This window comes from Desulfonispora thiosulfatigenes DSM 11270 (assembly GCF_900176035.1).
Classification (GTDB): Bacteria; Bacillota; Peptococcia; order Peptococcales; family Desulfonisporaceae; genus Desulfonispora; species Desulfonispora thiosulfatigenes.
Map to the genome: position 1 here is coordinate 153,694 of NZ_FWWT01000022.1, position 24,312 is coordinate 178,005.

At 30.0% G+C, this 24,312-nt stretch carries 21 protein-coding genes and 2 pseudogenes; all 23 read left to right on the forward strand.

All coding sequences use genetic code 11. The features are described from left to right. Window positions 1-95 precede the first annotated feature (95 nt). The 23 genes and pseudogenes from B8965_RS09605 to glgD all read left to right on the forward strand — a co-directional run bounded on the left by B8965_RS09605 (window position 96) and on the right by glgD (window position 24,310). Window positions 96-821: a hypothetical protein gene (locus tag B8965_RS09605; RefSeq protein WP_084053979.1), complete on the forward strand. Its 726-nt coding sequence runs from the start codon at window positions 96-98 to the stop codon at window positions 819-821. A 48-nt stretch (window positions 822-869) separates the two neighbouring features. Next, window positions 870-1,847 (forward strand): polyprenyl synthetase family protein, encoded by a 978-nt coding sequence (locus B8965_RS09610; RefSeq protein WP_084053980.1) that lies wholly within the window; start codon window positions 870-872, stop codon window positions 1,845-1,847. Between the two features lie 28 nt (window positions 1,848-1,875). After that, on the forward strand, window positions 1,876-2,481 hold the full coding sequence (locus B8965_RS09615) for a precorrin-2 dehydrogenase/sirohydrochlorin ferrochelatase family protein (protein ID WP_159446323.1): 606 nt from the start codon (window positions 1,876-1,878) through the stop codon (window positions 2,479-2,481). Next, window positions 2,463-3,809 carry a glutamyl-tRNA reductase gene (hemA, locus tag B8965_RS09620; RefSeq protein ID WP_084053982.1) on the forward strand — a complete coding sequence of 449 codons (1,347 nt, stop codon included), beginning with the start codon at window positions 2,463-2,465 and terminating at the stop codon, window positions 3,807-3,809. The genes B8965_RS09615 and hemA overlap by 19 nt, the downstream gene beginning before the upstream one ends. Then, a complete protein-coding gene (gene hemC, locus B8965_RS09625; protein WP_084053983.1) occupies window positions 3,778-4,698 on the forward strand; it encodes a hydroxymethylbilane synthase in 921 nt (306 codons plus the stop codon). The genes hemA and hemC overlap by 32 nt, the downstream gene beginning before the upstream one ends. A gap of 11 nt (window positions 4,699-4,709) precedes the next feature. Next, the gene (cobA, locus tag B8965_RS09630) at window positions 4,710-6,227 is read left to right on the forward strand and encodes a uroporphyrinogen-III C-methyltransferase (RefSeq protein WP_084053984.1); all 1,518 of its coding nucleotides are present in this window, start codon (window positions 4,710-4,712) and stop codon (window positions 6,225-6,227) included. A gap of 14 nt (window positions 6,228-6,241) precedes the next feature. Continuing rightward, complete coding sequence (gene hemB / locus B8965_RS09635) at window positions 6,242-7,222, forward strand: porphobilinogen synthase (RefSeq protein ID WP_084053985.1); 981 nt, start codon at window positions 6,242-6,244, stop codon at window positions 7,220-7,222. 3 nt (window positions 7,223-7,225) lie between these two features. Then, on the forward strand, window positions 7,226-8,221 hold the full coding sequence (gene nirJ2 / locus B8965_RS09640) for a putative heme d1 biosynthesis radical SAM protein NirJ2 (RefSeq protein ID WP_084053986.1): 996 nt from the start codon (window positions 7,226-7,228) through the stop codon (window positions 8,219-8,221). A gap of 18 nt (window positions 8,222-8,239) precedes the next feature. Beyond that, window positions 8,240-9,538, forward strand: coding sequence for a glutamate-1-semialdehyde 2,1-aminomutase (gene hemL, locus B8965_RS09645; protein ID WP_084053987.1), 1,299 nt, complete (start codon window positions 8,240-8,242; stop codon window positions 9,536-9,538). A gap of 145 nt (window positions 9,539-9,683) precedes the next feature. After that, on the forward strand, window positions 9,684-12,110 hold the full coding sequence (locus tag B8965_RS09650; protein WP_084053988.1) for an AAA family ATPase: 2,427 nt from the start codon (window positions 9,684-9,686) through the stop codon (window positions 12,108-12,110). A gap of 109 nt (window positions 12,111-12,219) precedes the next feature. Then, window positions 12,220-12,459, forward strand: a complete 240-nt coding sequence (locus tag B8965_RS09655; protein WP_084053989.1) for a hypothetical protein — start codon at window positions 12,220-12,222, stop codon at window positions 12,457-12,459. 93 nt (window positions 12,460-12,552) lie between these two features. Then, window positions 12,553-13,527: a biotin/lipoyl attachment domain-containing protein gene (locus B8965_RS09660; RefSeq protein WP_084053990.1), complete on the forward strand. Its 975-nt coding sequence runs from the start codon at window positions 12,553-12,555 to the stop codon at window positions 13,525-13,527. A gap of 6 nt (window positions 13,528-13,533) precedes the next feature. Continuing rightward, entirely contained in the window at window positions 13,534-14,229 is a 696-nt protein-coding gene (locus tag B8965_RS09665) for a YggS family pyridoxal phosphate-dependent enzyme (protein WP_084053991.1), read from the forward strand. Between the two features lie 21 nt (window positions 14,230-14,250). Beyond that, window positions 14,251-14,697 carry a cell division protein SepF gene (locus B8965_RS09670; RefSeq protein WP_084053992.1) on the forward strand — a complete coding sequence of 149 codons (447 nt, stop codon included), beginning with the start codon at window positions 14,251-14,253 and terminating at the stop codon, window positions 14,695-14,697. Next, window positions 14,697-15,500: a pyrroline-5-carboxylate reductase gene (gene proC, locus B8965_RS09675; protein WP_084053993.1), complete on the forward strand. Its 804-nt coding sequence runs from the start codon at window positions 14,697-14,699 to the stop codon at window positions 15,498-15,500. The genes B8965_RS09670 and proC overlap by 1 nt, the downstream gene beginning before the upstream one ends. A gap of 14 nt (window positions 15,501-15,514) precedes the next feature. Beyond that, window positions 15,515-15,778: a YggT family protein gene (locus B8965_RS09680; protein ID WP_084053994.1), complete on the forward strand. Its 264-nt coding sequence runs from the start codon at window positions 15,515-15,517 to the stop codon at window positions 15,776-15,778. Further along, window positions 15,779-16,555, forward strand: a complete 777-nt coding sequence (locus B8965_RS09685) for a YlmH family RNA-binding protein (protein WP_084053995.1) — start codon at window positions 15,779-15,781, stop codon at window positions 16,553-16,555. 11 nt (window positions 16,556-16,566) lie between these two features. Continuing rightward, window positions 16,567-17,058: a DivIVA domain-containing protein gene (locus B8965_RS09690; RefSeq protein WP_084053996.1), complete on the forward strand. Its 492-nt coding sequence runs from the start codon at window positions 16,567-16,569 to the stop codon at window positions 17,056-17,058. After that, window positions 17,024-17,329 (forward strand): DUF167 domain-containing protein, encoded by a 306-nt coding sequence (locus B8965_RS09695; RefSeq protein WP_084053997.1) that lies wholly within the window; start codon window positions 17,024-17,026, stop codon window positions 17,327-17,329. Before B8965_RS09690 ends, B8965_RS09695 begins: the two co-directional genes overlap by 35 nt. A gap of 194 nt (window positions 17,330-17,523) precedes the next feature. Beyond that, window positions 17,524-19,445, forward strand: a pseudogene (glgB, locus tag B8965_RS09700) (1,4-alpha-glucan branching protein GlgB). Further along, a pseudogene (locus B8965_RS09705) lies at window positions 19,442-21,870 on the forward strand (glycogen/starch/alpha-glucan phosphorylase). Before glgB ends, B8965_RS09705 begins: the two co-directional pseudogenes overlap by 4 nt. 78 nt (window positions 21,871-21,948) lie before the next feature. Beyond that, window positions 21,949-23,181: a glucose-1-phosphate adenylyltransferase gene (locus tag B8965_RS09710; RefSeq protein WP_084053998.1), complete on the forward strand. Its 1,233-nt coding sequence runs from the start codon at window positions 21,949-21,951 to the stop codon at window positions 23,179-23,181. Window positions 23,182-23,194: 13 nt separating this feature from the next. Then, complete coding sequence (gene glgD, locus B8965_RS09715; protein ID WP_084053999.1) at window positions 23,195-24,310, forward strand: glucose-1-phosphate adenylyltransferase subunit GlgD; 1,116 nt, start codon at window positions 23,195-23,197, stop codon at window positions 24,308-24,310. The last annotated feature ends 2 nt before the right edge of the window (window positions 24,311-24,312 follow it).

Sequence of the window (24,312 nt, forward strand, 5' to 3'; positions counted from 1 at the left end):
TTTGTCATATTTTAAAGAATTATTACATGTTAAAATAATATATGAAATATTTTGATTTCGTTAAAGTGTACATTAAACTTTATCTATTAAGGGGGGTGATCCTGATAGAAAATAAAGTAGATTTTGAATTTGAAACAGGTTTAATAGTTGATAGAGTTAAAAACGAATTAAAATTAAAAAATGGATTTATAAGAGATATTTTAGATAAAGATTTTACAGATAAAGAGTTAACCTTCTATATTCAATTAATCTTAAGAAGTGGTTATAATCGAGAGGGATATACTAATAAAATAAAAATTTTAGCTGTTGTTACCCAAATAATATATTTAGCTACTAAAATTCACAGTACGGCCTTTGACGTTAAAGAAGGAAAACAAGAATTTAAAAAGGAAGTTCAGATACCTATTTTAATAGGTGATTTACTATATAGCAAGATATATGATATCCTATGTAAAGAAGACTGTTTAGAGTTTTTAGATGATATATTAGAATATATAAGCGCTTTAAATTTAGGCTGGATTAATTATTTTGAAAAAATGATTACAAAAAAAGAACTTTGTAGTATATGGTATGGTAATCTGAGTTTTATGGCTCTGAACCACGTTATGCAAATTAATAGTAAAGAAACTATTTTTAATATAAAAGAGATAGGTTTATTATTTGGAGACCTATTTGGTGCAAAAACTCTTAAATTGCCAAAAGACTTAATAAATGAGTATTTTGAGGATTTAAAAAATGCTTTAGATTTAGCTCCTAATTGTGAAAAAAAGAATTTCTTAGAACAATATCTTAATGAGATATATTTTTTTTATATGCTTTAAATCGTAAATAGTTATTGAAGTCAAGGAAATAATAGTGGGTGAGTTTTTGTGAATAAATTTTTCTTAACAAGTAAGATAAAAAATGACATAGAAGAGGTTGAAGCATTTCTTATAAATTATCTAGACTTTCCACATCAAAATTTAAAGGAAAGTTCTTTACACACACTTAAAGCTGGTGGCAAAAGAATACGACCAGCTTTTGTTTTGCTAGCTGGTAGTTTATTTAAGTATGAAGATAAAGAAAAATTAATATCTCTTGCTGCAGCTGTGGAATTAATTCATATGGCTTCTTTAATACATGATGATATTATTGATAATTCAGTAACTAGAAGAGGTAGACCCACGGTAAGGGCTTTATGGGGAAATGATTTTTCCTTGTATGCGGGTGGATATCTATTTGCAAAAGCGATACAATTAATTAATCCTAAAGAAAATCCACGAATAGCTGAAATACTTGCAAATACTAGTGTGGAAATGGCTAAAGGCGAATTAGCACAAATCCAGTCGTTTTTTGATATTGATCAAACAGTTAGAGATTATTTTTATCGGATAAAAAGAAAAACTGCTTTGTTAATAGCTGCAAGTTGTGAAATTGGCGCCCTTGCCTGTAACGCATCTAAAAATGAAATAAAAGCAATAAAAAAATACGGATATAATTTGGGCATGGCTTTTCAAATTCAAGATGATATATTAGATATAGAATCAACAAGTATGGAATTAGGTAAGCCAGCAGGAAATGATTTAGCACAAGGTATAATTACCTTACCTACAATTTATGCATTGCAGAAAAAAAACACCGATTCTTTAGAACTAAAAAAATCAATAGTTAATAGATTTACAAGTGGAAGTTATGACATAAATAAGGCACTTGAAATTATCAGTAATAGTACGGCTATGGATGATGCAAGAAGAATTTCTTTCAAATATATGCAAAAAGCTAAGGATCAATTAGAGTATTTACCAAAAGGCATGATAAGAAAAAATATGGATCAGTTAGCAAATTATATTGTTGAAAGGAATTATTGATATGGAGTTGTATCCGATTTCACTCAATGTGAAAAATAAAAAATGCGTAGTAGTAGGAGGCGGTAATGTAGCTGAAAGGAAAGTTAAATCACTTTTGGCTTGTTCTGCTAATATTTATGTAATCAGCCCTCAAATAACAAAAAATATAGAAGATCTATCTCTTTACAAAAAAATTTCTTGGCTAAAAGAAGAGTTTGCTCCAAACTTGATTCATGATAGTTTTTTAGTAATCGCAGCTACAAATAATCGAATAATTAATGAAGAAATTAGTAAATATTGTGAAAAAAATAACATTTTAGTTAATGTCATTGATAGTATGGAAAATAGCAATTTTATAGTTAATGCAACGATGAAACAAAATGATTTAGTTATCTCAGTATCAACATCTGGAAAAAGCCCTGCATTAGCACGGAAAATTAAAGAAGAATTAAAATTAAAATATGGAAAAGAATATGGAATTCTTTTAGAAATATTAGGTGAAACTAGAGAATTAGTAAAAGCAAATATTAGTGATGAAAACTTACGAAAAGAATTTTTCACTAAAGTAATAGATACTGAAATACTTGATTTAATAAAGCAAGAAAAAGTTATCGAAGCTAAAAGGAGGGTGAAATCATGGTTGTTATCTCATTAGGCTTAAACCATAAGACTGCCCCAGTGGAAATTAGAGAAAAACTAGCTATGTCTAAAACTCAGATTATGAATAATACCAACAAATTAAAATCTATTGAAGGCATTAAAGGTATTATAATTCTTTCTACCTGTAACAGAACTGAACTTTATATTACTTCAAAACTTTTAGATGATGGTAAACAAGCACTTTTAGAATTTGTTAGTGATTATAGTAATTGTTCACTAGAACAGTTACTGCCATATATCTATTTAAAGCATGACAAAGAAGCAGTACATCATTTATTTAGGGTATCGTCAGGACTTGATTCAATGATTTTAGGTGAAAGCCAAATTTTAGGGCAAGTTCAAGATGCATATGATTATGCAAGGGAATTTAAAATATCTAATAATATATTAAATACTCTTTTTCAACACGCCATTACACTTGGAAAAAGAGTTAGAACAGAAACATTAATTGATCGTCAATCAGTATCAATTAGTTCGACAGCTGTGGATTTAGCAAAACAATTATTTGGTGATTTAGAAGGAAAATCCGTTTTAGTATTAGGTGCAGGTGACACAAGTGAGTTAACAGTAAGACATTTAGTAGCTAATGGTATTTCTTCAGTTATAGTAGCAAATAGAACCTATGACAAAGCCTGTAATCTTGCAAATGAATTTGGGGGAAAGGCTATACATTTAGATGATTTCCCACATCACTTAGTTAATGCTGATATAGTTATTAGTTGCACTGCTGCCCCAAAGTATATATTAAATTATGAAGATGTACTTCCTATTGCAAAGCAAAGAAAAAATGATCCTATTCTATTTATAGACATAGCAGTTCCTAGAGACATTAATCCTAAAATAGCAACCTTAGAAAACATTTCTTTATATGATGTGGATGATTTACATTTAGTTATTCAACAACATCTATCTGAGCGAAAAAAGGAAGCTATAAAAGCCGAATTTATTATAAAAGAAGAATACACAAAGTTTTTCAAATGGTTAGATAGTTTGACAGTAGTTCCAACGATAGTAGCTTTAAAAAATAAGGCAGATGCGATAAAAGATAAGGAATTAAAAAGAGCTTTAAGAAAACTTGGTAATATATCTGAAAAAGAAAAAAAAGCCGTTCATTCTTTAGCAAATTCAATAGTAAATCAATTATTACATCAGCCTATAGAAGAACTTAAAGAATGTGCCCAAGATATTAAAAAAAGAAATTTGTATAAAGAGACATTAACCAGTATGTTTAAATTAGATGAAACAGAAAAAAATATATTAATACCAAGTAATATAGGGGAGGCTTCAGGATATGAAAAAATGTATAAGAGTAGGTTCCCGTAAAAGTCAATTAGCCCTTTGGCAAAGTGAATTTGTAATTAGCTTATTAAAAGAAAGAAATCCAGAGTATACGTTTGAACTGATTCCTATTTCAACCAAAGGAGATAAATTATTAGATGTAGCTTTGTCTAAAATTGGAGATAAAGGACTTTTTACTAAGGAATTAGAAAATGCTCTTTTAGAAAATAGGATTGATTTTGCTGTTCATAGTATGAAGGATATTCCAACAGTACTTCCAGAAGGGTTAATAATTTCAGCAATAACAGAAAGACATGACTCTAGGGATGTTTTAATTTCGAAAAATATGGTGCTTTTTGATGATTTGCCAAAGGGTGCAAAAGTAGGAACGAGTAGTTTGCGTAGAAGGTCACAAATTTTAAATAAAAGACCTGATTTATCCATAGAAGATATAAGAGGAAACTTAAATACGCGTCTTAAAAAAATGGAGACTGAAAATTTTGATGCTATAGTTATTGCAGCTGCTGGTGTAGAAAGATTAGGCTGGCATGATAAGATAACCCAAAAACTTGATTTTTCATTATCTTTACCAGCTGTAGGTCAAGGTGCACTAGGAATTGAAACGAGAGAAAATGATGAAGAAATTTTAAAAGTTATAGATACAATTAATCACCCGGAGACAAATTCTTGTGTAACTGCAGAAAGATCTTTACTTCGCTATTTAGAAGGTGGATGTCAAATCCCAATTGGTGCTCATGCCCTGATAAAAGACGGTAAAATGTTTATTGAGGCTATGGTAGCTAGTTTAGATGGTAAAATCTTGATACGTGATAATTTAGAAGGTAATATTGAAGATGCTAAAGAGCTAGGTATTACTCTTGCAGAAAAGCTTAAAGCTCAAGGCGCTGTAAAAATTCTAGAAGAAATTAGATAGGGGCTGGAATGATGAGTGTAGGAAAGGTATATTTGATAGGGGCAGGTCCTGGAGATATTAAATTAATAACTGTAAAGGGCTTAGAATGTATTCAAAATGCCGATACTATTGTTTATGATAGATTAGCTAATCCACGTTTATTATCATATCGCAAACCAGATGCTGAGTTAATATATGTAGGAAAGTTACCAGATAGACATACCCTGCAGCAGCATGAAATAAATCAAGTATTAGTAGATGAAGCAAAAAAAGGAAAAGTTGTTACACGTTTAAAAGGTGGAGATCCTTTTGTTTTTGGTAGAGGTGGCGAAGAAGCAGAAGTACTAAAAGAAGAAAATATCGAATTTGAAATTGTACCCGGGATAACATCAGCAATAGCAGTTCCTGCTTATGCTGGTATACCAGTAACACATAGGGACTGTACATCAACCTTTACGATCATTACAGGTCATGAGGATCCTACTAAAGAGCAATCTAATATTAACTGGCAAAGATTAGCCTCAGATCCTGGAACTTTGATCTTTTTAATGGGAGTATCGAATCTACCGAAAATCGTAAAAAGATTAGTAGATAATGGCAAAGATAAAGAAACTCCTATTGCTCTTATTCGCTGGGGAACTAGACCAGAGCAAGAGGTAGTTACTGGTAGATTAGATAATATTGTCGAAGAAGTAGAAAAGGCAGGTTTAACTTCTCCAGCTATTATTATTATCGGTGAAGTTGTTAACCTAAGAGATACTTTAAAATGGTTTGAAACTAAACCTCTTTTTGGCAAAAGAGTTTTAGTTACTCGTTCACGTGAACAAGCTAGTGATTTATCACAAAAAATTGAAGATTTCGGTGGAGAGTCTTGGGAATATCCTACGATAAACATTAAACCACCAGAAGATTTTACTAAGTTTGATCTTGCTATTGAAAAAATTAATGATTTCAATTGGATAGTATTTACTAGTGTAAATGGAGTTAAATCATTCTTTGCGAGATTAAAATCTTTAAATAAAGACATTCGAGTTTTAGGTAATATTAAGCTTTGTGCAATTGGACCAAAAACTAGAGAAGAAATTGAAAATAAAGGCTTAATTGTTGATTATATGCCTGAAAAATTTGTAGCAGAATCTATTATAGAAGGTTTTAAAACGATATTGAATCCTAATGAAAAAATACTATTACCAAGGGCAGATATTGCAAGACCTATTTTAATTGATAGTCTGTTAGAATTAGGAATGGACGTTACAGAAGTAATGGCTTATCGTACGGTGATCGGTTCAAGAGATAATGAAGAGTTATTAACAAAATTGAAAAACAAGGAAATTCATGTAATAACATTCACTAGTTCTTCAACTGTAAAAAACTTCATTTCTTTAATTGAAAATGAAGATTTAGAAACGATTTTAAATGGTATAACCATTGCTAGCATAGGTCCAATTACATCTGAAACTGCAAGATCTTTAGGTATAAAGGTAGATGTTGAGGCTAAGGAATATACAATTGATGGATTAGTACAAGCATTAGTTGATTATACAAATTAAAGAAGGTGGAGAATTTGGCTTTTCCTGAAACACGATTACGTAGGTTAAGAAAAAATCAAAACTTAAGAGATATGCTTACAAGTACAATTATTACCGTAAATGATTTTGTATACCCCATGTTTGTGATCTATGGAAAGAATAAAGAAATAGAGATTAGTTCAATGCCTGGGGTATATCAATATTCTTTAGATAAACTTGTAGGTGCTGTAGAAAATGTAGTTAAATTAGGGATTAGATCTGTTCTTTTATTTGGTATACCCGAACAAAAAGATAGTGTTGGTACAGGAGCATATATAGAAACTGGTATTGTACAACAAGCTGTAAGACTATTAAAAAAAGAGTTTCCTGATTTAATAATAGTAACTGATGTTTGCTTGTGTGAATATACAAGCCATGGACATTGTGGATTAATCGAAAATGGTAACGTTCTTAATGATCAAACATTAGATTTATTAGCAAAAACTGCCCTATCCCATGCTGAAGCAGGTGCTGATATTGTTGCTCCTTCAGATATGATGGATGGAAGAGTTGGTGCAATTAGAAAAGAACTAGATTTAAAAGGATATGAAAATACTATTTTAATGGCTTATTCTGCCAAATATGCATCTAGTTTTTATGGTCCATTTAGAGAAGCAGCAGACTCAACCCCTCAGTTTGGTGATAGAAAAACCTATCAAATGGATCCGCGAGGAAGTATAAATGAAGCAGTTTTAGAAACTAAACTAGATATTTTAGAAGGCGCTGACATAGTAATGGTAAAACCTGCTATGGCTTATATGGATATAATTCGTAAAATGAAAGATGAATTTTTAACTCCTATTGCTAGTTATAATGTAAGTGGAGAATATTCCATGATAAAAGCTGCAAGTCAAAATGGCTGGATTGATGAAAAAAGCGTAGTATTAGAACTTATGACTGGGTTAAAAAGAGCTGGTAGTGATATTATTTTAACCTATCATGCTGCCAGTATAGCTAAGTGGCTTCAGGAGGTTTAAAAAATGATTATATCTTGGAATACAACTAATCAATGTAATATGTTTTGTAAGCATTGCTATAGAGAAGCAGGAGCTAAGGATAATGAAGAGTTAAATACTGAAGAAGGCAAAATGCTTATCGATGAAATAGTAAAAGCAGGCTTTAAAATTATGATTTTTAGTGGTGGAGAACCACTAATGAGAAAAGATATTTTTGAACTAGTAGAATATGCTGCTAAAAAAGGGTTAAGACCAGTTTTTGGTACAAACGGAACGTTAATAACACAAGAAGTTGCTAAAAAGCTAAAAGATATTGGTACTATGGGAATGGGAATAAGCTTAGATAGTTTAGACCCTAAAAGACATGATACTTTTAGGGGTTACGAAGATGGTTTTAAACAAGCTGTGGAAGGTATGGAAAACTGTGTCAAGGCAGGATTACCTTTTCAAATACATACTACAGTAATGGATTGGAATAGCTCTGAGTTAGAAGCTATTACTGATTTTGCAGTTGAAAAGGGAGCAGTAGCTCACCATATCTTTTTCCTCGTTCCTACCGGGCGAGCTGTAGATATAGAAGAAGAGACTTTAAGAGCACAGGAATATGAAGATATCATCACTAGAATATTAAAAAAACAAAAAGAAGTTCCAATTGAATTAAAACCTACTTGTGCTCCACAATTTATTAGAATTGCAAAGCAATTAGATATGGATATAAGGTTTAAAAAAGGATGCTTAGCAGGATTATCTTATTGCATTATTAATCCTAAGGGAGAAGTACAGCCTTGTGCATATTTAAATATTCCTTTAGGTAATGTAAGGGATAAACCTTTTAGTCAAATTTGGAAAGAAGATCCTGTTTTAAAAGAATTACGTACGCTTGATTATAAAGGTGGATGCGGGGTTTGCGATTTCAAAACTTCATGTGGTGGATGTAGAGCAAGAGCTTATTTTTATCATGAAAAAGATTACATGGCTGAAGAACCGTGGTGTTTATATCAAGGAAGAAAAGGTTATTAATGTATGGGAGGGAACATAATGAATAAAGGTTATGAATTATCTCAAAAACTATTTGCAGAAGCAAAGGAGTATATTCCAGGTGGAGTTAATAGTCCAGTAAGAGCTTTTACATCCGTCGATACTTCACCTGTATTTATAGACCATGGATTAGGTTCTAAATTTTTTGATGTAGATGGTAATGAGTATATAGACTATGTTTTATCATGGGGACCTTTAATTTTAGGTCATTGCCATCCTAGTGTTGTAAAATCACTTGAAGCTTGTATACTTAAAGGTACTGGTTTTGGCACACCTACAGAAATAGAAACAGAGGTTGCTAAAAAAATAGTTAATGCAATTCCTTCGATTGAGATGGTTAGAATGGTAAACTCTGGTACTGAGGCAACTATGAGTGCTTTAAGATTAGCTAGAGCATATACTAACCGTGATAAAATTGTTAAATTTGAAGGCTGTTACCATGGACATTCAGATCCACTATTAATTAAAGCTGGTTCTGGTGCACTAACGCATGGTGTTCCTTCTAGTCCTGGAGTCCCAGCTAGTATAGCTGGAAATACAATTAATGCAACATATAATGATTTAGAAGGAATTAAAAAGATTTTCAAGGAAATAGGAGAAGAAGTAGCAGCTGTAATTATTGAACCTGTTGCAGGAAACATGGGAACAGTATTACCTGAACCTGGATTTTTAGAAGGAATTAGAGAAGTAACCAAAGAATATGGTGCTTTATTAATTTTTGATGAAGTAATGACTGGGTATAGAGTTGCTTTTGGTGGAGCTCAATGTTTATATAATATTAAACCAGATATTACCTGTTTAGGGAAAATAATTGGTGGCGGCTTACCAGTAGGTGCTTATGGTGGTAGTAAAGAAATCATGAGTAAGATATCTCCAAGTGGATCAGTTTATCAAGCAGGCACACTTTCAGGAAACCCATTAGCAATGAGTGCTGGACTTGCCATATTAAATGAGTTAGAAAAAGAAGGAGTTTATGAAAAATTAAATACTTTAACAACTTCTTTAACTGATGGTTTAAAAAATGCGGCGAATAAAGTGGGTGTACCTGTAACTATTAACAAAGTAGGAGCGATGTTTACCCTGTTTTTCACTGATGAAAAAGTAAATAACTTTACTACTGCAACTAGTTCTAATTTAGAAAAATTTAATGTATTTTTTAAACATATGTTATCTAATGGAATTTATTTTGCACCTTCCCAGTTTGAGTCTGCATTTTTATCTACAGCTCATACGCAAGAGAATATAAATTATACCATTCAGATAAGTGAGGAAGCTTTTAATAAAGTGAAAAATATTTAAAACACTTAGTTTATCTAAGTGTTTTTTTCTTGTAACAAACAAATTAATTTTGAATATTCATGTAAGGAGAGTATTTATTTAATTTTCTTAAATTTATGACTATTAAATATAACTTACCTAAAACTTATTAGGAGGTTAAAACGAGATGAGAATTTTAAAGGAGTATCTAGTTTCGCCTGATAAGCTAAAGAAAAAGGTAGAACTTGTTAATTTAAGTTTTGAAACTACCAAAGAGTTATCTTCAGGAGAAACAATTATTGGTCAGGAAAGAGCAATTAAGTCCATGGATTTCGGATTGCAAATTAAAAAGAGTGGCTACAATATATTTATAACAGGGTTAACTGGAACTGGAAAAACATCATATGCAGAGTTGTCTTTGGGGAAATTTGCAAAACACGAAGAAATCCCAAATGATATTTGTTATGTATATAATTTTACTAAACCTAGTTTACCATTATGCATTGAACTAGAAGCAAGTAAGGGCAAAGAGCTTAAAGAGGATATGAAAAAATTTATTGAAAAACTAAAAGAAGTAATACATACTGTCTTTTTAGCAGAAAACTACGAAGAAAAGAAAAAAGAAATTATAAAGGATTATAAGGAAAAAAGAAATCAAATTATCGAAGAATTAAGAATTTATGCTAAGGATAAAAACTTTCTTTTAAAAAGCACAACTTCTGGATATATTACTTTACCAATGATTGAAAACAAAGAAATTACAAATGATGAATTTGAAACATTAGAGGAAACATTAAAAAGCGAAATTGAAGAAAATTCTGAAAAGGTACAACAAAAAGCCCTTGAAGTTTTAAAAGAAATAGAAAAAATTGAAAAAAATTCTGAAGTAAAGCTCATTAAGTTAAAAGAAAAAACAGGTTTATCCATTGTAAAATACTTTATTTGTTGTTTGCAAACTAAATATCTTACAAATAAAAAATTGTATAATTATTTTATAGAACTTAAAGAAGATATCTTAAAAAACTTAGATATTTTTTTACCAGACGAAGATGACGACGAAGATGAAGATGATGAAGATGATAAAATTAATAGTTTAAAAAGAAAAACTGAAAAGGAGTTATTTTTAAAAAGATATCAAGTTAACCTATTAATTGATAATAGTAATTTAGAAGGGGCACCAGTAATTGTTGAATTAAATCCCAATTTTCAAAACATACTTGGCAAATTAGAATACGATAATGATAAAGGTTCTTTAACTACTAATTTCATGAAAATAAAACCCGGGGCACTTCATAAAGCAAATGGTGGATATTTAGTTTTACAGGCAAAAGATGTATTAACTAACCCTTATGTATGGGAAAGTTTAAAACGCACCTTAAAATCTAATAAAATATATATAGAAGATATCAAAGAACAAGTTGGATATGTCACGATTGCGAGTTTAAAGCCTGAACCAATTGATATGAATATCAAGGTGATTTTACTAGGACCTCCTTATATTTATAGTTTACTATATGACAAGGATGAGGATTTTCGTAAACTATTTAAAATTAAAGTAGCCTTTGATTATGAGATGTCAAGCAATGACAAAAATACAAGCAAAATGGTGTATTTTATTGCGTATCACTGTAACAAAGATAATTTAAAACATTTTAATTATGAAGCAGTAATTAAAGTAATTGAATATAGTAATCGACTAGCAGGAAATCAAGATAAGCTAACTACTAGGTTTAATGAGTTATTAGAGATAATATATGAGGCCGATACTTATGCTAAAATTGATAACTCAGAATATGTTTTAGGTGAGCACGTACAAAAAGCCATCGAAGAAAAAAAATATAGACATAATTTATATGAAGAAAAAGTGTATGAACAAATAGGAAGTGGTAAAGTTTTAATATCAGTAGAGGGTTATAAGGTTGGTGAAATAAATGCATTATCGGTTGTAGATATAGGTGATTATACTGTAGGAAAACCAAATAGAATTACGGCTACAACCTACATGGGAAAAGAAGGAGTAATAAATATAGAAAGAGAGACAAATTTAAGTGGTAATATTCATGATAAAGGTTTATTAATTTTAAAAGGATACTTAGGTGAACAATTTGCTCAAAATTATGCACTAACGCTATCTGCTAAAATCTGTTTTGAACAATTATATGGTGGCATTGATGGAGACAGTGCCTCTAGCACAGAATTATATGTACTACTATCTAGTCTTTCGGACTGTGCTATAAATCAAGGTATAGCTGTTACGGGATCTATTAATCAAAAAGGAGAAATTCAACCGGTGGGTGGAATTACTGAAAAGATAGAAGGGTTTTATGATATTTGTAAAATTAAAGGTTTTACAGGGAGCCAAGGAGTCTTAATACCTAAGAAGAATATTTCAGATTTAGTATTAAAAGACGAAATCATTGAAGCAGTAAAAGAAGGAAAATTTAGTATATACGCAATTGACGATATTAAACAAGGAATAGAAATTCTTACAGGTCAAACTGCAGGGACAAAAGATTCTACAGGCAGATATCCTGAAGGAACGTTGTATCATAAAATAGAATTAAGATTAGAAAAATATAGAAAAGAATTGAATTGTACTAATATAAAACAATAGTAAGTTAAGCTACCTATGAGTTTAGGTAGCTGTTTTTTTGAGCATATTAATTATTATAAACCTTAATTTGTTATTTTTCTTAGGAAATCATATTTGGGAGGATTTAAATATGCAGTATGGATGTATGGTTTGTAATGGAATCGAACAGTTTGCGCCAGAATGCAAAAGATGTCATCAAAAGATGAAGGATTTAGGAAGAATAGAAGATTATTATTCGTCTTATAGCCCTTATGAAGAACAGGATTCAATTGCTATCTTACAAGAAGCTACTAATGCTTGTATCCATTTGATTCATTGTGAAGAATGTAGCTATACCAAAAAGATAAAAATACCTTACACAAAAATATAATTAAAAAAATAAGGTTGTTTACTTAAGAAAATAAAGGACTTAGAAAAGAAATGTAGAAATTTATGTTAACTAATATTTTTTTAAGGTGAAATTATGACGATAAAAGAAAATATCAAAAAAACAAAAAGACGAAAAAAATCGTCAAAAAGCTTAAAACTACCTAAAATAATTTTTATTATGGTTATTTTGTGGTTTTTTGGTAATGCAATTTATAGCTTTGTGATAAGTTCCTTAATTCAAACTGAACTAGCAGCAGAGGGAGTTATTGAAAAAAATTATGAAACACATGGTTTCATAATTAGAGAAGAACATATTATTACTACACCGTCATCAGGAACAATTGAGAATTTATTTCCAGATGGGGAAAAAATAGCAAAAAATAATGAAGTATATGCTATTAAAACTGTTAAAGGCAATGCATTACAAAAAGGACAACAAGTTTCTGTAAAGGCTCCAATATCTGGAATAGTATCTTATAATATAGATGGATTAGAAAGTAATTTTAGTGAGGATGAACTACAAAATATTAATATCAAGAAATTAGCACAACTGCAACCTAAAAATACTAATAATACCAAAAAACAAGTTGTAGAAAAGGGAACAGAAGTTTGTAAAATTATTGATAACTTAAAAGATATAAAATGTTTTATAGAATTTCCTTTAAATACATTTAATAAGCCAATTCAACAAGGTCAAGTCTTACAAATTAGATTGCCTAAATACGATGAAGTTGTATTTGCTCCAGTTATTGATTTAAAAGGAGTTGGAAATAAGGCACAAATCTTGGTGGAGATTCCACGGATGTGTTATAGTTTAATTAATGAAAGGGTTATCGATATTGAAATTATCACTAAAAAGAAAGAAGGAATACTACTTCCTTCCAAAGCAATAGTTTATAATGAAAACAAAGAATCCGGGGTATATTGGAAAAATAGAGGACTAGTTTTATGGCGTCCTATTAAAGTTATTGAAAAAAAAGATAATATAGTTTTGGTTCAAGGGATAGATCCTTTAACAGAGGTAATCACAAATCCTAAATGGGTTAAAAAAGGACAATATTTATACTAGGAGTGAATGATAGTGGATATTATTGAAAACTTTAAAAAAGTTAACAACAATATTGCTAATGCAATAGAAAAGGGAAATAAGGGTAATAAGGTTTCTTTAATAGCTGTAACTAAAAATCATACTATTGAAGAAATTTCAAATATTGTTAATCAAAATCACTTTTTATTAGGTGAAAATAGAGTACAGGAGTTACTAGAAAAGTATGATAGCTTACCAGAAGAAGTACAGTGGCATTTAATTGGTCATTTACAAAAAAACAAAGTCAAATATATAACGGATAAAGTTAAATTAATCCATTCCCTTGATAGCTATGGTTTGGCAAAAGAAATAAATAAGAGAATGAAACCTTTAGAAAAACCAATGGATTGTTTGGTTCAAGTAAATATAGCGGAAGAAGAAAGTAAATTTGGTTTAAAAATAGCTGAAACTATACCTTTCATTGAAGAAGTTAGTCATTTACCTTTTGTTAGAATTAAAGGATTAATGACAATGGCACCATATGTAGAAAATCCAGAAGAAGTTAGACCAGTATTTAAAGAAGCATATAATATTTTTCAGCAAGTAAAAGAAAAAAACATCCCAAATGTTAATATGGATACTTTATCTATGGGTATGACTAATGATTATCAAATAGCAATTGAAGAAGGTGCAACTATAGTAAGAGTTGGAAGTGCAATTTTTGGACCTCGAAGTTATAACTAAAAGGTGTGGGGGGGAATAATAATGGTAATGGATAAATTATTAAACTTAATGGGTTTTGCTGATGAACAAGAAGAAATATATGAAGAAACGAGTGAACCAGAAGAAAAAAGACGAAAAGGACAAATAGTTGCTCTACATAATAGAGAAAGTGTAAAAGTTAAAGTTGTTGAGCCTTTATGTTTTGAAGAAGCACAAAAAATAGCTGATGATTTAAAAAATCGAAAAGCTGTGGTAATTAATTTAGAACAAGCTGAATTAGATTTAGCTATACGTGTTATAGATTTTGTCGGTGGAACTGCATATGCGATTGGTGGCTCAATGCAAAAAATAGGTAAAGGAATAATTTTAGTTGTTCCCCCAAATATAGACATTGATGGAAGTCTAGCAGAAGTTAACCAAATCGAACAAAAAGATAAAGAAGTATTTTCCTGGGTATCTAATTTTCCCAAAAAGGAGAATTCTAGATAATGTCAAAATACAAGTTAGGCATAATAGGAATAGGAGCAATGGCTGAAGCAATTGTAAGAGGTGTAGTAAAAACTAACCTATTTAACCAGCAAGAAATTATTGCTTCGGGGCGTAGAGATGAACGCTTAAATTATATCACCAATCAACTAGGAATTAGCACAACTAAAGACAATAAAGAAATATTTAATAATTCAGAAATTGTGATGATTTGTGTTAAACCACAAAATCTTGAAGAAGCAATAAAAGAAGTAAATTTAGAAAAAAAGAATATCCTGATTATTTCGATAATTGTAGGAATTACAACCACTAGATTAGAAGATCTTTTAGGTAAAAATCCTATTATTAGAGTAATGCCTAATACACCTGCTTTAATAGGAGAAGGTATGACAGCTTTATGTAAAAATAAATATGCTCATGAAGAACATATTGAAGTTGCGCAAAATATTTTTGAGCAAATTGGTAAAACTATTATCACAGAAGAAAATATGATAGATGCTGTAACTGGTTTAAGTGGAAGTGGACCCGCTTATGTATATCAGTTTATTGAAGCTCTAGCTGATGGTGGAGTTTTAGTAGGATTACCTAGACAGGTGGCCTACGAATTAGCAGTACAAACAATTATAGGATCTGCAAAAATGGTAAGAGAAACTGGAATGCATCCAGGAGAGTTAAAAGATAAGGTTACATCCCCAAAAGGAACAACTATTGAAGGTATACGCGTATTGGAGAAAAACGCTTTTAGGGCTACAGTAATAGAGGCAGTAGAAGCCAGCTACCTAAAGGCTAAAAATATTGGATCATAAATAGAGGTGTTTTAATGTTATTGTTTAAGTTGATAGTTACAGCTTTTGATGTAATGAGTTGGTTAATTATAGCTAGGGTATTATTGTCGTGGATACCACATAATCCCCAAAATATGATAATCAATTTCATATATGAATTAACAGAATTGATACTAGGACCTATTAGAAGATTTATGCCTAGTCTTGGAGGCTTAGACTTTTCACCAGTAATTGCTATTATATTTTTAGATTGGTTGTTAAAACCACTTGTTTTATCTTTATTAAGTATAATTCTTTAAATGAAAAAGGTGAATATAATTTTAAACAGTGATACAAAAGAGTTTATAAAAAGACTAGAAGATAAAGTAGAATTAGTTATAAAGAGAAATCAAGTACAGGTAACTGAATTTATAGACCCCTATTTATGTAAAGTCGGCGAAGATCTTTTAAAAAAGAATTCTTACATAAAATATTTAAGTTATGGTGGAACTGATGAATGTGAACGAAAAAGAATAATTATTTCACCCGACTTCGTTGAAATGGACAGAGGCTTGTCTGGGATAAGTGTTATTGAATATAAAGGAAATTTGGAATATCTAAAGGTTAGTCATAGAGACTTTTTAGGTGCCTTACTGTCACTTGGAATTAAAAGAGAAAAAATTGGTGATATTTATCCTAATAATGATGGTTGTATAGTTATGATTAATGAGGAATTATCAGATTATATTATTATAAATGCACCTAAAATTAAAGGCGTTCCTTTGACAGGTGTTAAGTTACCACTAGGTACTTGGCAACGGCCCAAAGAACAAACAAAAGATATTTTTGTGAGTTTAGCTTCGTTACGTTTAGACGCTGTTGTCGCAAATGGTTTTGGAATATCTAGAGCTAAAGCTTCTGAAGAAATCAAAAAAGGGAAAGTAAAAGTTAATTGGAGAGAAGTTCAAAGTTTATCAAATATTTGTGAGGAAAAAGATGTAATCTCTTTTAGAGGAAAAGGTAGAATTATTTTAGAAGAAGTAATTGGACAAACTCACAAAGGACGAATAAAAACTAAAATCATACGTTTTCAGTAGGAGGGATAGGGGTGCTTACTCCATTAGATATACATAATAAAGAATTTAAGAGGTCATTACGTGGTTATGATGTAGACGAAGTAGACGAATTTTTAGATGAAGTGATAAAAGATTATGAAAAAACATATAAAGACAATTTAGATTTAAAAGATAAAATTGAAAAAACTCAAGGTGATATAAATAGATATAAAGATTTAGAGGAAACTTTACATAATACACTTGTTCTAGCCCAAAAGACAGCTGAGGAAGTTAGAATTAATGCTCATAAAGAAGCTGAGTTAATTATACAAAAAGCACAAAAGGATGCAGAAAATATTATATCTGGAGCAAATCAAAAGATTATTGATATTAAGGTAGAGTATAAACAATTTCAAAATAATGTACAACAATTTAAAGCCCAATTTAAATCTTTTTTATTAACTCAACTTGAACTAGTGGAAGAAGAAAAAGCAAAAGAATCTGAAATGTATGGAGAAAATATTGTCCTTTCTAACGCAGAATGAGCAAGGAGTACAAATTAAGGTTAGGCTTCAGCCGAGGGCAAGTAAAAATGAAATAAAAGGAATGCAGGGCGACAGTTTGAAATTAAGACTTACTTCTCCTCCAGTTGATGGGGAAGCAAATAATGCTTGTCAGCTTTTTTTTTCTAAGTTATGTAAAATTCCTAAAACTAATATACTTATAATAAGTGGGCATAAAAGTAGAAATAAAACCATCTTAATTAAAAACTTAACGAAGGAATCAATGACACAAATATTACAAGACTATATATAAAACCTATAAATTAAAAATCCAAAGCAAATTAAGTTAACTTAATCTAGCTTTGGATTTTTTTATTAAAGGAATATATAACCTAATATAGAATACAATAACTATGGTAGTTTTTTACAATAAGTGATGTTTATATAATTCTTTATATTAATATAAAATAATTATTACTACAATTTTAGAAAAAAGGGATGAAAAATATGGATACTATGTTACCAAGTGAGTATGAGCGATATTTATTTCACGAAGGGAGTTTAAATAAAAGTTATAAATTGATGGGATCACAGATTGTAACCGAAAACAAAACTAAAGGCGTTCGTTTTAATGTGTGGGGTCCAAATGCAAAGGAAATTAAAATTGTAGGGGACTTTAACAATTGGAATGGTAAACATCATAATATGCATAAAATTTCTGGTTCTGGAATTTGGACTTTATTTATTCCTAATTTAGCAAAAGGTGATATTTATAAATATGAAATATATACATATTGGGGAGAAGTTTTTCAAAAATCAGACCCTTATGCCTTATATTCGGAATTAAGACCAAAGTCTGCTACGGTCATTTATGATTTAGATAACTATTCTTGGGAAGATTCCAATTGGCAAAAGAAAAAAATATCTTATGAATCTATATATAATAAACCGATAAATATATATGAGGTGCATCTTGGTTCATGGAAAAGAAAAAAAATGGAGACACATATAACTATCGTGAATTAGCAATGCATTTAGTTGAATATGTAAAGGATATGGGATATACCCACATTGAGTTGTTACCAATAATGGAGCATCCTTTTGATGGGTCATGGGGATATCAAATTACAGGTTATTTTTCAGTTACTAGCAGATTTGGGACTCCTGAAGATTTCAAATATTTTATAGATAAGTGTCATCAAAATGACATAGGTGTAATTTTAGATTGGGTACCTGCACATTTTTGTAAGGATGGTCATGGTTTAGCTAGATTTGACGGGACTAATATATATGAAAAAGATGAAAATGAGCAATGGGGCACACTGAATTTTAATTATGGTACCCCAGAAGTAGTAAGTTTTCTTATTTCAAATGCTATTTTTTGGCTAAACGAATATCATATAGATGGATTAAGGGTAGATGCAGTTGCTAGTATGCTTTATTTAGATTATGGAAATCAAAGCAAATGGCAGCCCAATAAATACGGTGGCAGGGAAAATCTAGAGGCTATTGATTTTATGAAAAAATTAAATGAAGCTGTTTTTAAGTATTTTCCAAATGCTTTAATGTTTGCAGAAGAATCAACAGAATGGCCATTAGTTACTAGACCTACACATATTGGCGGATTAGGTTACAACTATAAATGGAACATGGGTTGGATGAATGATATTTTAAAATATATGGAAATGGATCCAATACATCGTAAATGGCATCATAATTTATTAACCTTTTCTTTTATGTATACTTTCTCAGAAAACTTTCTGTTACCTTTATCTCATGATGAAGTAGTGCATGGAAAAAAATCTTTAATTGAAAGAATGCCAGGTGACTATTGGAAAAAGTTTGCAGGACTTAGAACTTTATATGCTTATATGATGAGTCACCCAGGAAAAAAGTTATTATTTATGGGAGGCGAATTTGGTCAGTTTATAGAATGGCGTTTTTATGATGAATTAGATTGGTTTTTATTAGATTATGATATGCATAACAAATGTCAAATTTATGTAAGGGATTTAAATAAATTTTATTTAAAAGAAAAATCACTATATGAACAAGATCACAATTGGTCGGGCTTTGAATGGATTGATGCGAATAATTTTAATCAAAGCATAATAGTATTAATGAGAATGGCAGAAAATAATGATGATTTTTTAATTGTTGTTTGTAATTTTACACCGGTTTTTTATGAAAAATACCGTATTGGAGTACCTGTTTTAGGGGAATATAATGAGGTATTTAATAGTGATAAAGATATATATGGTGGATCAAACCAATTAAATGATGGAGTATTAATAGCAGACAAGGAAAAATGGCATAATAAACCATATTCACTAGAATTAAAAGTTCCACCTTTAGCATGTATTTTTCTAAGAAATATTAAAAAAGAAATTGAAATTATTGATCCTAAAAATATTAAGGAGGAATTATGATTAAGCTAGATAAAGAAAACTTTAAAAAAGCTTATTTAGAGAAATTTCAAGAGTGTCATGGGAAAAATTTAAGTGAAGGTACAGATATAGATAAATTTACAACCTTTGGAGCATTAATACGTGATCTTATGACGTCTCCTTGGATTAAAACTAATAATTTCTATTTAGAAAAACAAAAAAACAAGTTTATTATTTTTCAATTGAGTTTTTATTAGGTAGTTTATTAAAATCATATTTAATAAATTTAGGGATAGAAGATGTGGCTAAAGAGGCGTTAAGTGAATTAGATATTGATTTAGATATGATTGAACATATAGAACATGATGCTGGCTTAGGTAATGGGGGTTTGGGTCGCTTAGCAGCTTGCTTTCTAGAATCTATGGCATCTCTTGGAATAGCTGGTCATGGTTGTGGAATCCGGTATAAATATGGATTATTTGAACAAAAAATCATTAACGGCTTTCAAGTGGAATTACCAGATAATTGGCTAAAGAATGGAAATGTATGGGAAATAAGAAAATCAGACAAATCCGTAGTAGTTAAATTTGGAGGAAACATACGTATTCAAACTACAAATGGAAAAGATGAATTTATCCATGAAAACTATGAACCTATTTTAGGTGTACCTTATGATATGCCAGTAATTGGATACAAAAATGAAATCGTTAATACACTGCGTTTATGGAGTGCTGAGTCTGAAAAAAGCGATTTTGATCTTTCTTCTTTTAATAAGGGAGATTATCAAAAGGCAGTAGAGTACAAAAATTCTGTTGAGGCTATATCTCAAATTCTTTACCCTGATGATAGTAGTTATGAAGGTAAAATTTTAAGACTTAAACAACAGTACTTTTTTGTTTCTAGTGGTTTACAAAGCATTGTTAGAAGATATAAAAAGAAAAATGGCTCCTTAGAAAATTTTGCAGAAAAAATTGCTGTTCATATAAATGACACTCATCCAGCTCTTTGTGTACCTGAGTTAATGCGAATTTTAATTGATGAAGAACATTTTGGTTGGGATGAAGCTTGGGATATTACGACAAATACTCTTTCTTATACAAATCATACAATTTTGCCAGAAGCACTTGAAAAATGGCCAATTGACTTATTTAAGTCGTTGTTACCACGAATTTATATGATTGTAGAGGAAATAAATGAAAGATTTACAAAAAGTCTATGGGACAAATATCCTGGCAACTGGGATTTAATAAGTGATTTAGCCGTGATAAGTAACGGGAATATTAAAATGGTAAACTTAGCTATCGTGGGAAGTAAATATGTTAATGGGGTAGCTAAAATTCATACAGAGATTCTAAAAAATAAAGTTATGAATAATTTCTATAACTTATATCCTCATAAATTTAATAACAAAACGAACGGAGTAACTCACAGGAGATTTTTATTGAAAGCTAACCCAAAATTAAGTAATACTATTTCGGATGCTATTGGTACTAAATGGATTGAAAAGCCAACCGAATTAATGAAATTACTAAAATTTAAAGATGACCAATCCTTTAGAGAAAAGATAGCCATAGCTAAAAGGTATAATAAATCAATTTTGACTAAATATATAAAAGATGAATATAATTTAGTAATTGATGAAACGTCAATATTTGATGTTCATATTAAAAGAATTCATGCTTATAAACGACAATTAATGAATGTTTTTCATATTATGGATTTATATAATCGCTTAAAAGAAAACCCGAATTTAGATATAACACCTAGAACCTTTATTTTTGCAGGTAAAGCTGCCCCCGGGTATGTGCTGGCAAAAGATATAATTAAATTAATTAATACGTTAGCTTTTAAAGTTAATAATGATAAATTAATTAAAGATAAAATAAAAATTATTTTTATTGAGAATTATAATGTAACTTTAGCAGAAATGCTAATTCCAGCAGCTGATATTAGTGAGCAAATTTCAACAGCAAGTAAAGAAGCTTCTGGTACAGGAAATATGAAGTTTATGATGAATGGAGCTCTCACCTTAGGAACACTTGATGGTGCAAATGTTGAAATAAAAGATGAAGTTGGATACGAGAATATGTTTATCTTTGGTTTAAAAGCTGATGAAGTTATTCATTATTATGATAATGGTGGATATAATGCATGGCATGTATATAACCACGATTATCGAATTAAAAAAATACTTAATCAGCTTGTAGATGGTTTTTTTGAGCATGAGCCAGAAGAATTTAGACTAATTTATGATTCACTACTTGGTCACAACGATGAATTTTTTGTATTAAAAGATTTTTCCTCTTATGTAGATACGCAGTCATTAGTAGATGAAAAATATCGTGACAAACAAAGATGGAATAAAATGTGTATAAATAATATCGCCCATTCTGGTATTTTTTCTAGTGATCGAACAATATCAGAGTATGCTAAGCAAATATGGGAAATTAATGACAAATGGTTATAAACAGGCATATAAATATCTATAAGTGAAAAATACAAAAATAAAAATTATTTAAGTAAATAAGAATCAGGGGGTTAATTAATGTCTAAAAAGGAATGCGTAGCTATGTTACTAGCAGGGGGGCAGGGAAGTAGACTTGGTGTATTAACACGTCAACTTGCGAAACCTGCTGTACCTTTTGGCGGCAAATATCGTATTATTGATTTTCCTTTAAGTAATTGTAAAAACTCTGGTATTGATACGGTAGGTGTTCTAACTCAATATAAACCATTTATTCTTAATTCTTATATAGGAATAGGAAGCACTTGGGATCTTGATAGCTCAATAGATGGAGGAGTATATTTACTCCCCCCTCATATGAGGGAAGATGGAGGTAAATGGTACAAGGGAACAGCTAATGCTATTTACCAAAACATTGATTTTATTGAAGATCATGACCCTGAATATGTTTTAATTATTTCGGGCGATCATATTTATAAAATGGATTATTCAATTATGTTAGATTACCATAAAGAAAAAAATGCTGATGCAACAATTGCAGTAATAGAGGTTACCTTAGATGAGGCTAGTAGATTCGGAATTATGAATGCAAATAGTAATGATAAAATATATGAATTTGAAGAAAAACCAGAACATCCTAAAAGTAATTTAGCTTCTATGGGTATTTATATTTTCAATTGGAAAGTATTAAAAGAATATTTAATGGAAGATGAAAAAAACTTAAATTCTAAAAATGATTTTGGAAAAAATATAATTCCATCTATGGTTGAAGATGAAATGAATGTGTATGCGTTTAAACATGAAGGATACTGGAAAGATGTCGGGACTATTGAGAGCTTCTTTGATGCTAATATGGATTTATTAGATGGAAAATCAGAATTAAATCTTTTCGATGAAAAAACTAAAGTATATTCAAAGAGCCTAACTTTACCACCACATTACATTGCTGAAACGGCAAAGGTTAGTAATTCTTTTATCGCAGATGGTTGTCAAGTTTATGGGCAAGTTGAACATTCAATACTTTTTCCCGGTGTTTATGTAGGAAAAGATACTGTAATAAAGGATTCAGTGATTATGCCAAATGTAAAGACAGGTGAAAAATGTAAGATTAAAAAAAGTATTGTTTGTGAAAATACTTATATTGGTGAGTGTTCTACTATTGGTGTATATGATGCTTACAAAAATACAAATAATAATTATCCGGAGATAACAGTAATTGGAGAAAATGTTATAATACCTTCAAATACTAATATTATAAGTGGTAATACGATTAATTGTTGTGATGAAGATAAAAATATTGGCATGATTAGCTAGAGAAGGTGGATATATGAAAAATACAATGGGTATTATTATGACAACTAAAAGTGATAAAATACTAAAAGGCTTAACCAAAGATAGGTCTATGGCGGCAGTACCATTTGGAGGAAGATATAGATTAATTGATTTTCCTTTATCAAATATGGTTAATGCAGGAATCGTTAATATTGGGATAATTGTTTCTCATAAGTTTAGGGCACTTACAGATCATTTAGGATCAGGCAAGGAATGGGGGTTAAATAAAAAAAATGAGGGTTTATTTATTTTACCCTCTGATAGTCCAGGGATTTTAAATAAAACATTAAGAATAGATTTAAAAGACATCTATGTAAATATAGATTATATTGAAAGATCATTTGAAAAGTATGTAGTAATAGCAGGTGTTAATATAATTCATTCAATTGATCTTAAGGAATTAATTTCAAATCATATTCAAAAAGAAAGTGATATAACGTTAACATATAAAGTTGTAGATAGAAATGAAGAAATATATTCTGATTGTGCTTTTATTGATATTAATGATCAAGATAGAGTTATCAGGATAGATAAAGATAATGATTCTTGGGATATGGATAAATTATCATTAGAAGTTTGTATTTTAGAAAGAGAATTACTATTAGAAATACTTGAAGTAGCAGTAAAGTCTGGTATTTGGGATTTTGAAGATTTATTAAATAGAAATATGGAAGAATTAAAAGTCTATGGTTATGAACATGAAGGATATGTAGCTAATATAAATTCATTAGATAATTACTATAAGTATAGTAAAGGGTTACTTGATCCAAATATTCAACAAGAACTATTTTTTAAAAATGGTAAAATTAGAACTAAAACTAAAGATGGTCCACCTACGAATTATAGATCAAGTTCAACTATTAAGAATGCATTAGTATCAAGTGGATGTTTAATAGAAGGAACATTAGAATCAAGCCTATTATCTAGAAATGTCAAAATAGGTGAAAACTCACTTGTAAGAAATAGTATAATTATGCAAAGCTGCCATATCGAAGAAAATGTAGTTTTAGAAAATGTAATTTTAGATAAAAATGTTCATGTTACAAAAGGAAAGGTTTTAAAAGGTAGTGAAAACAATATTATTTTAATCGGTAAAAATACTGTTATATAGGA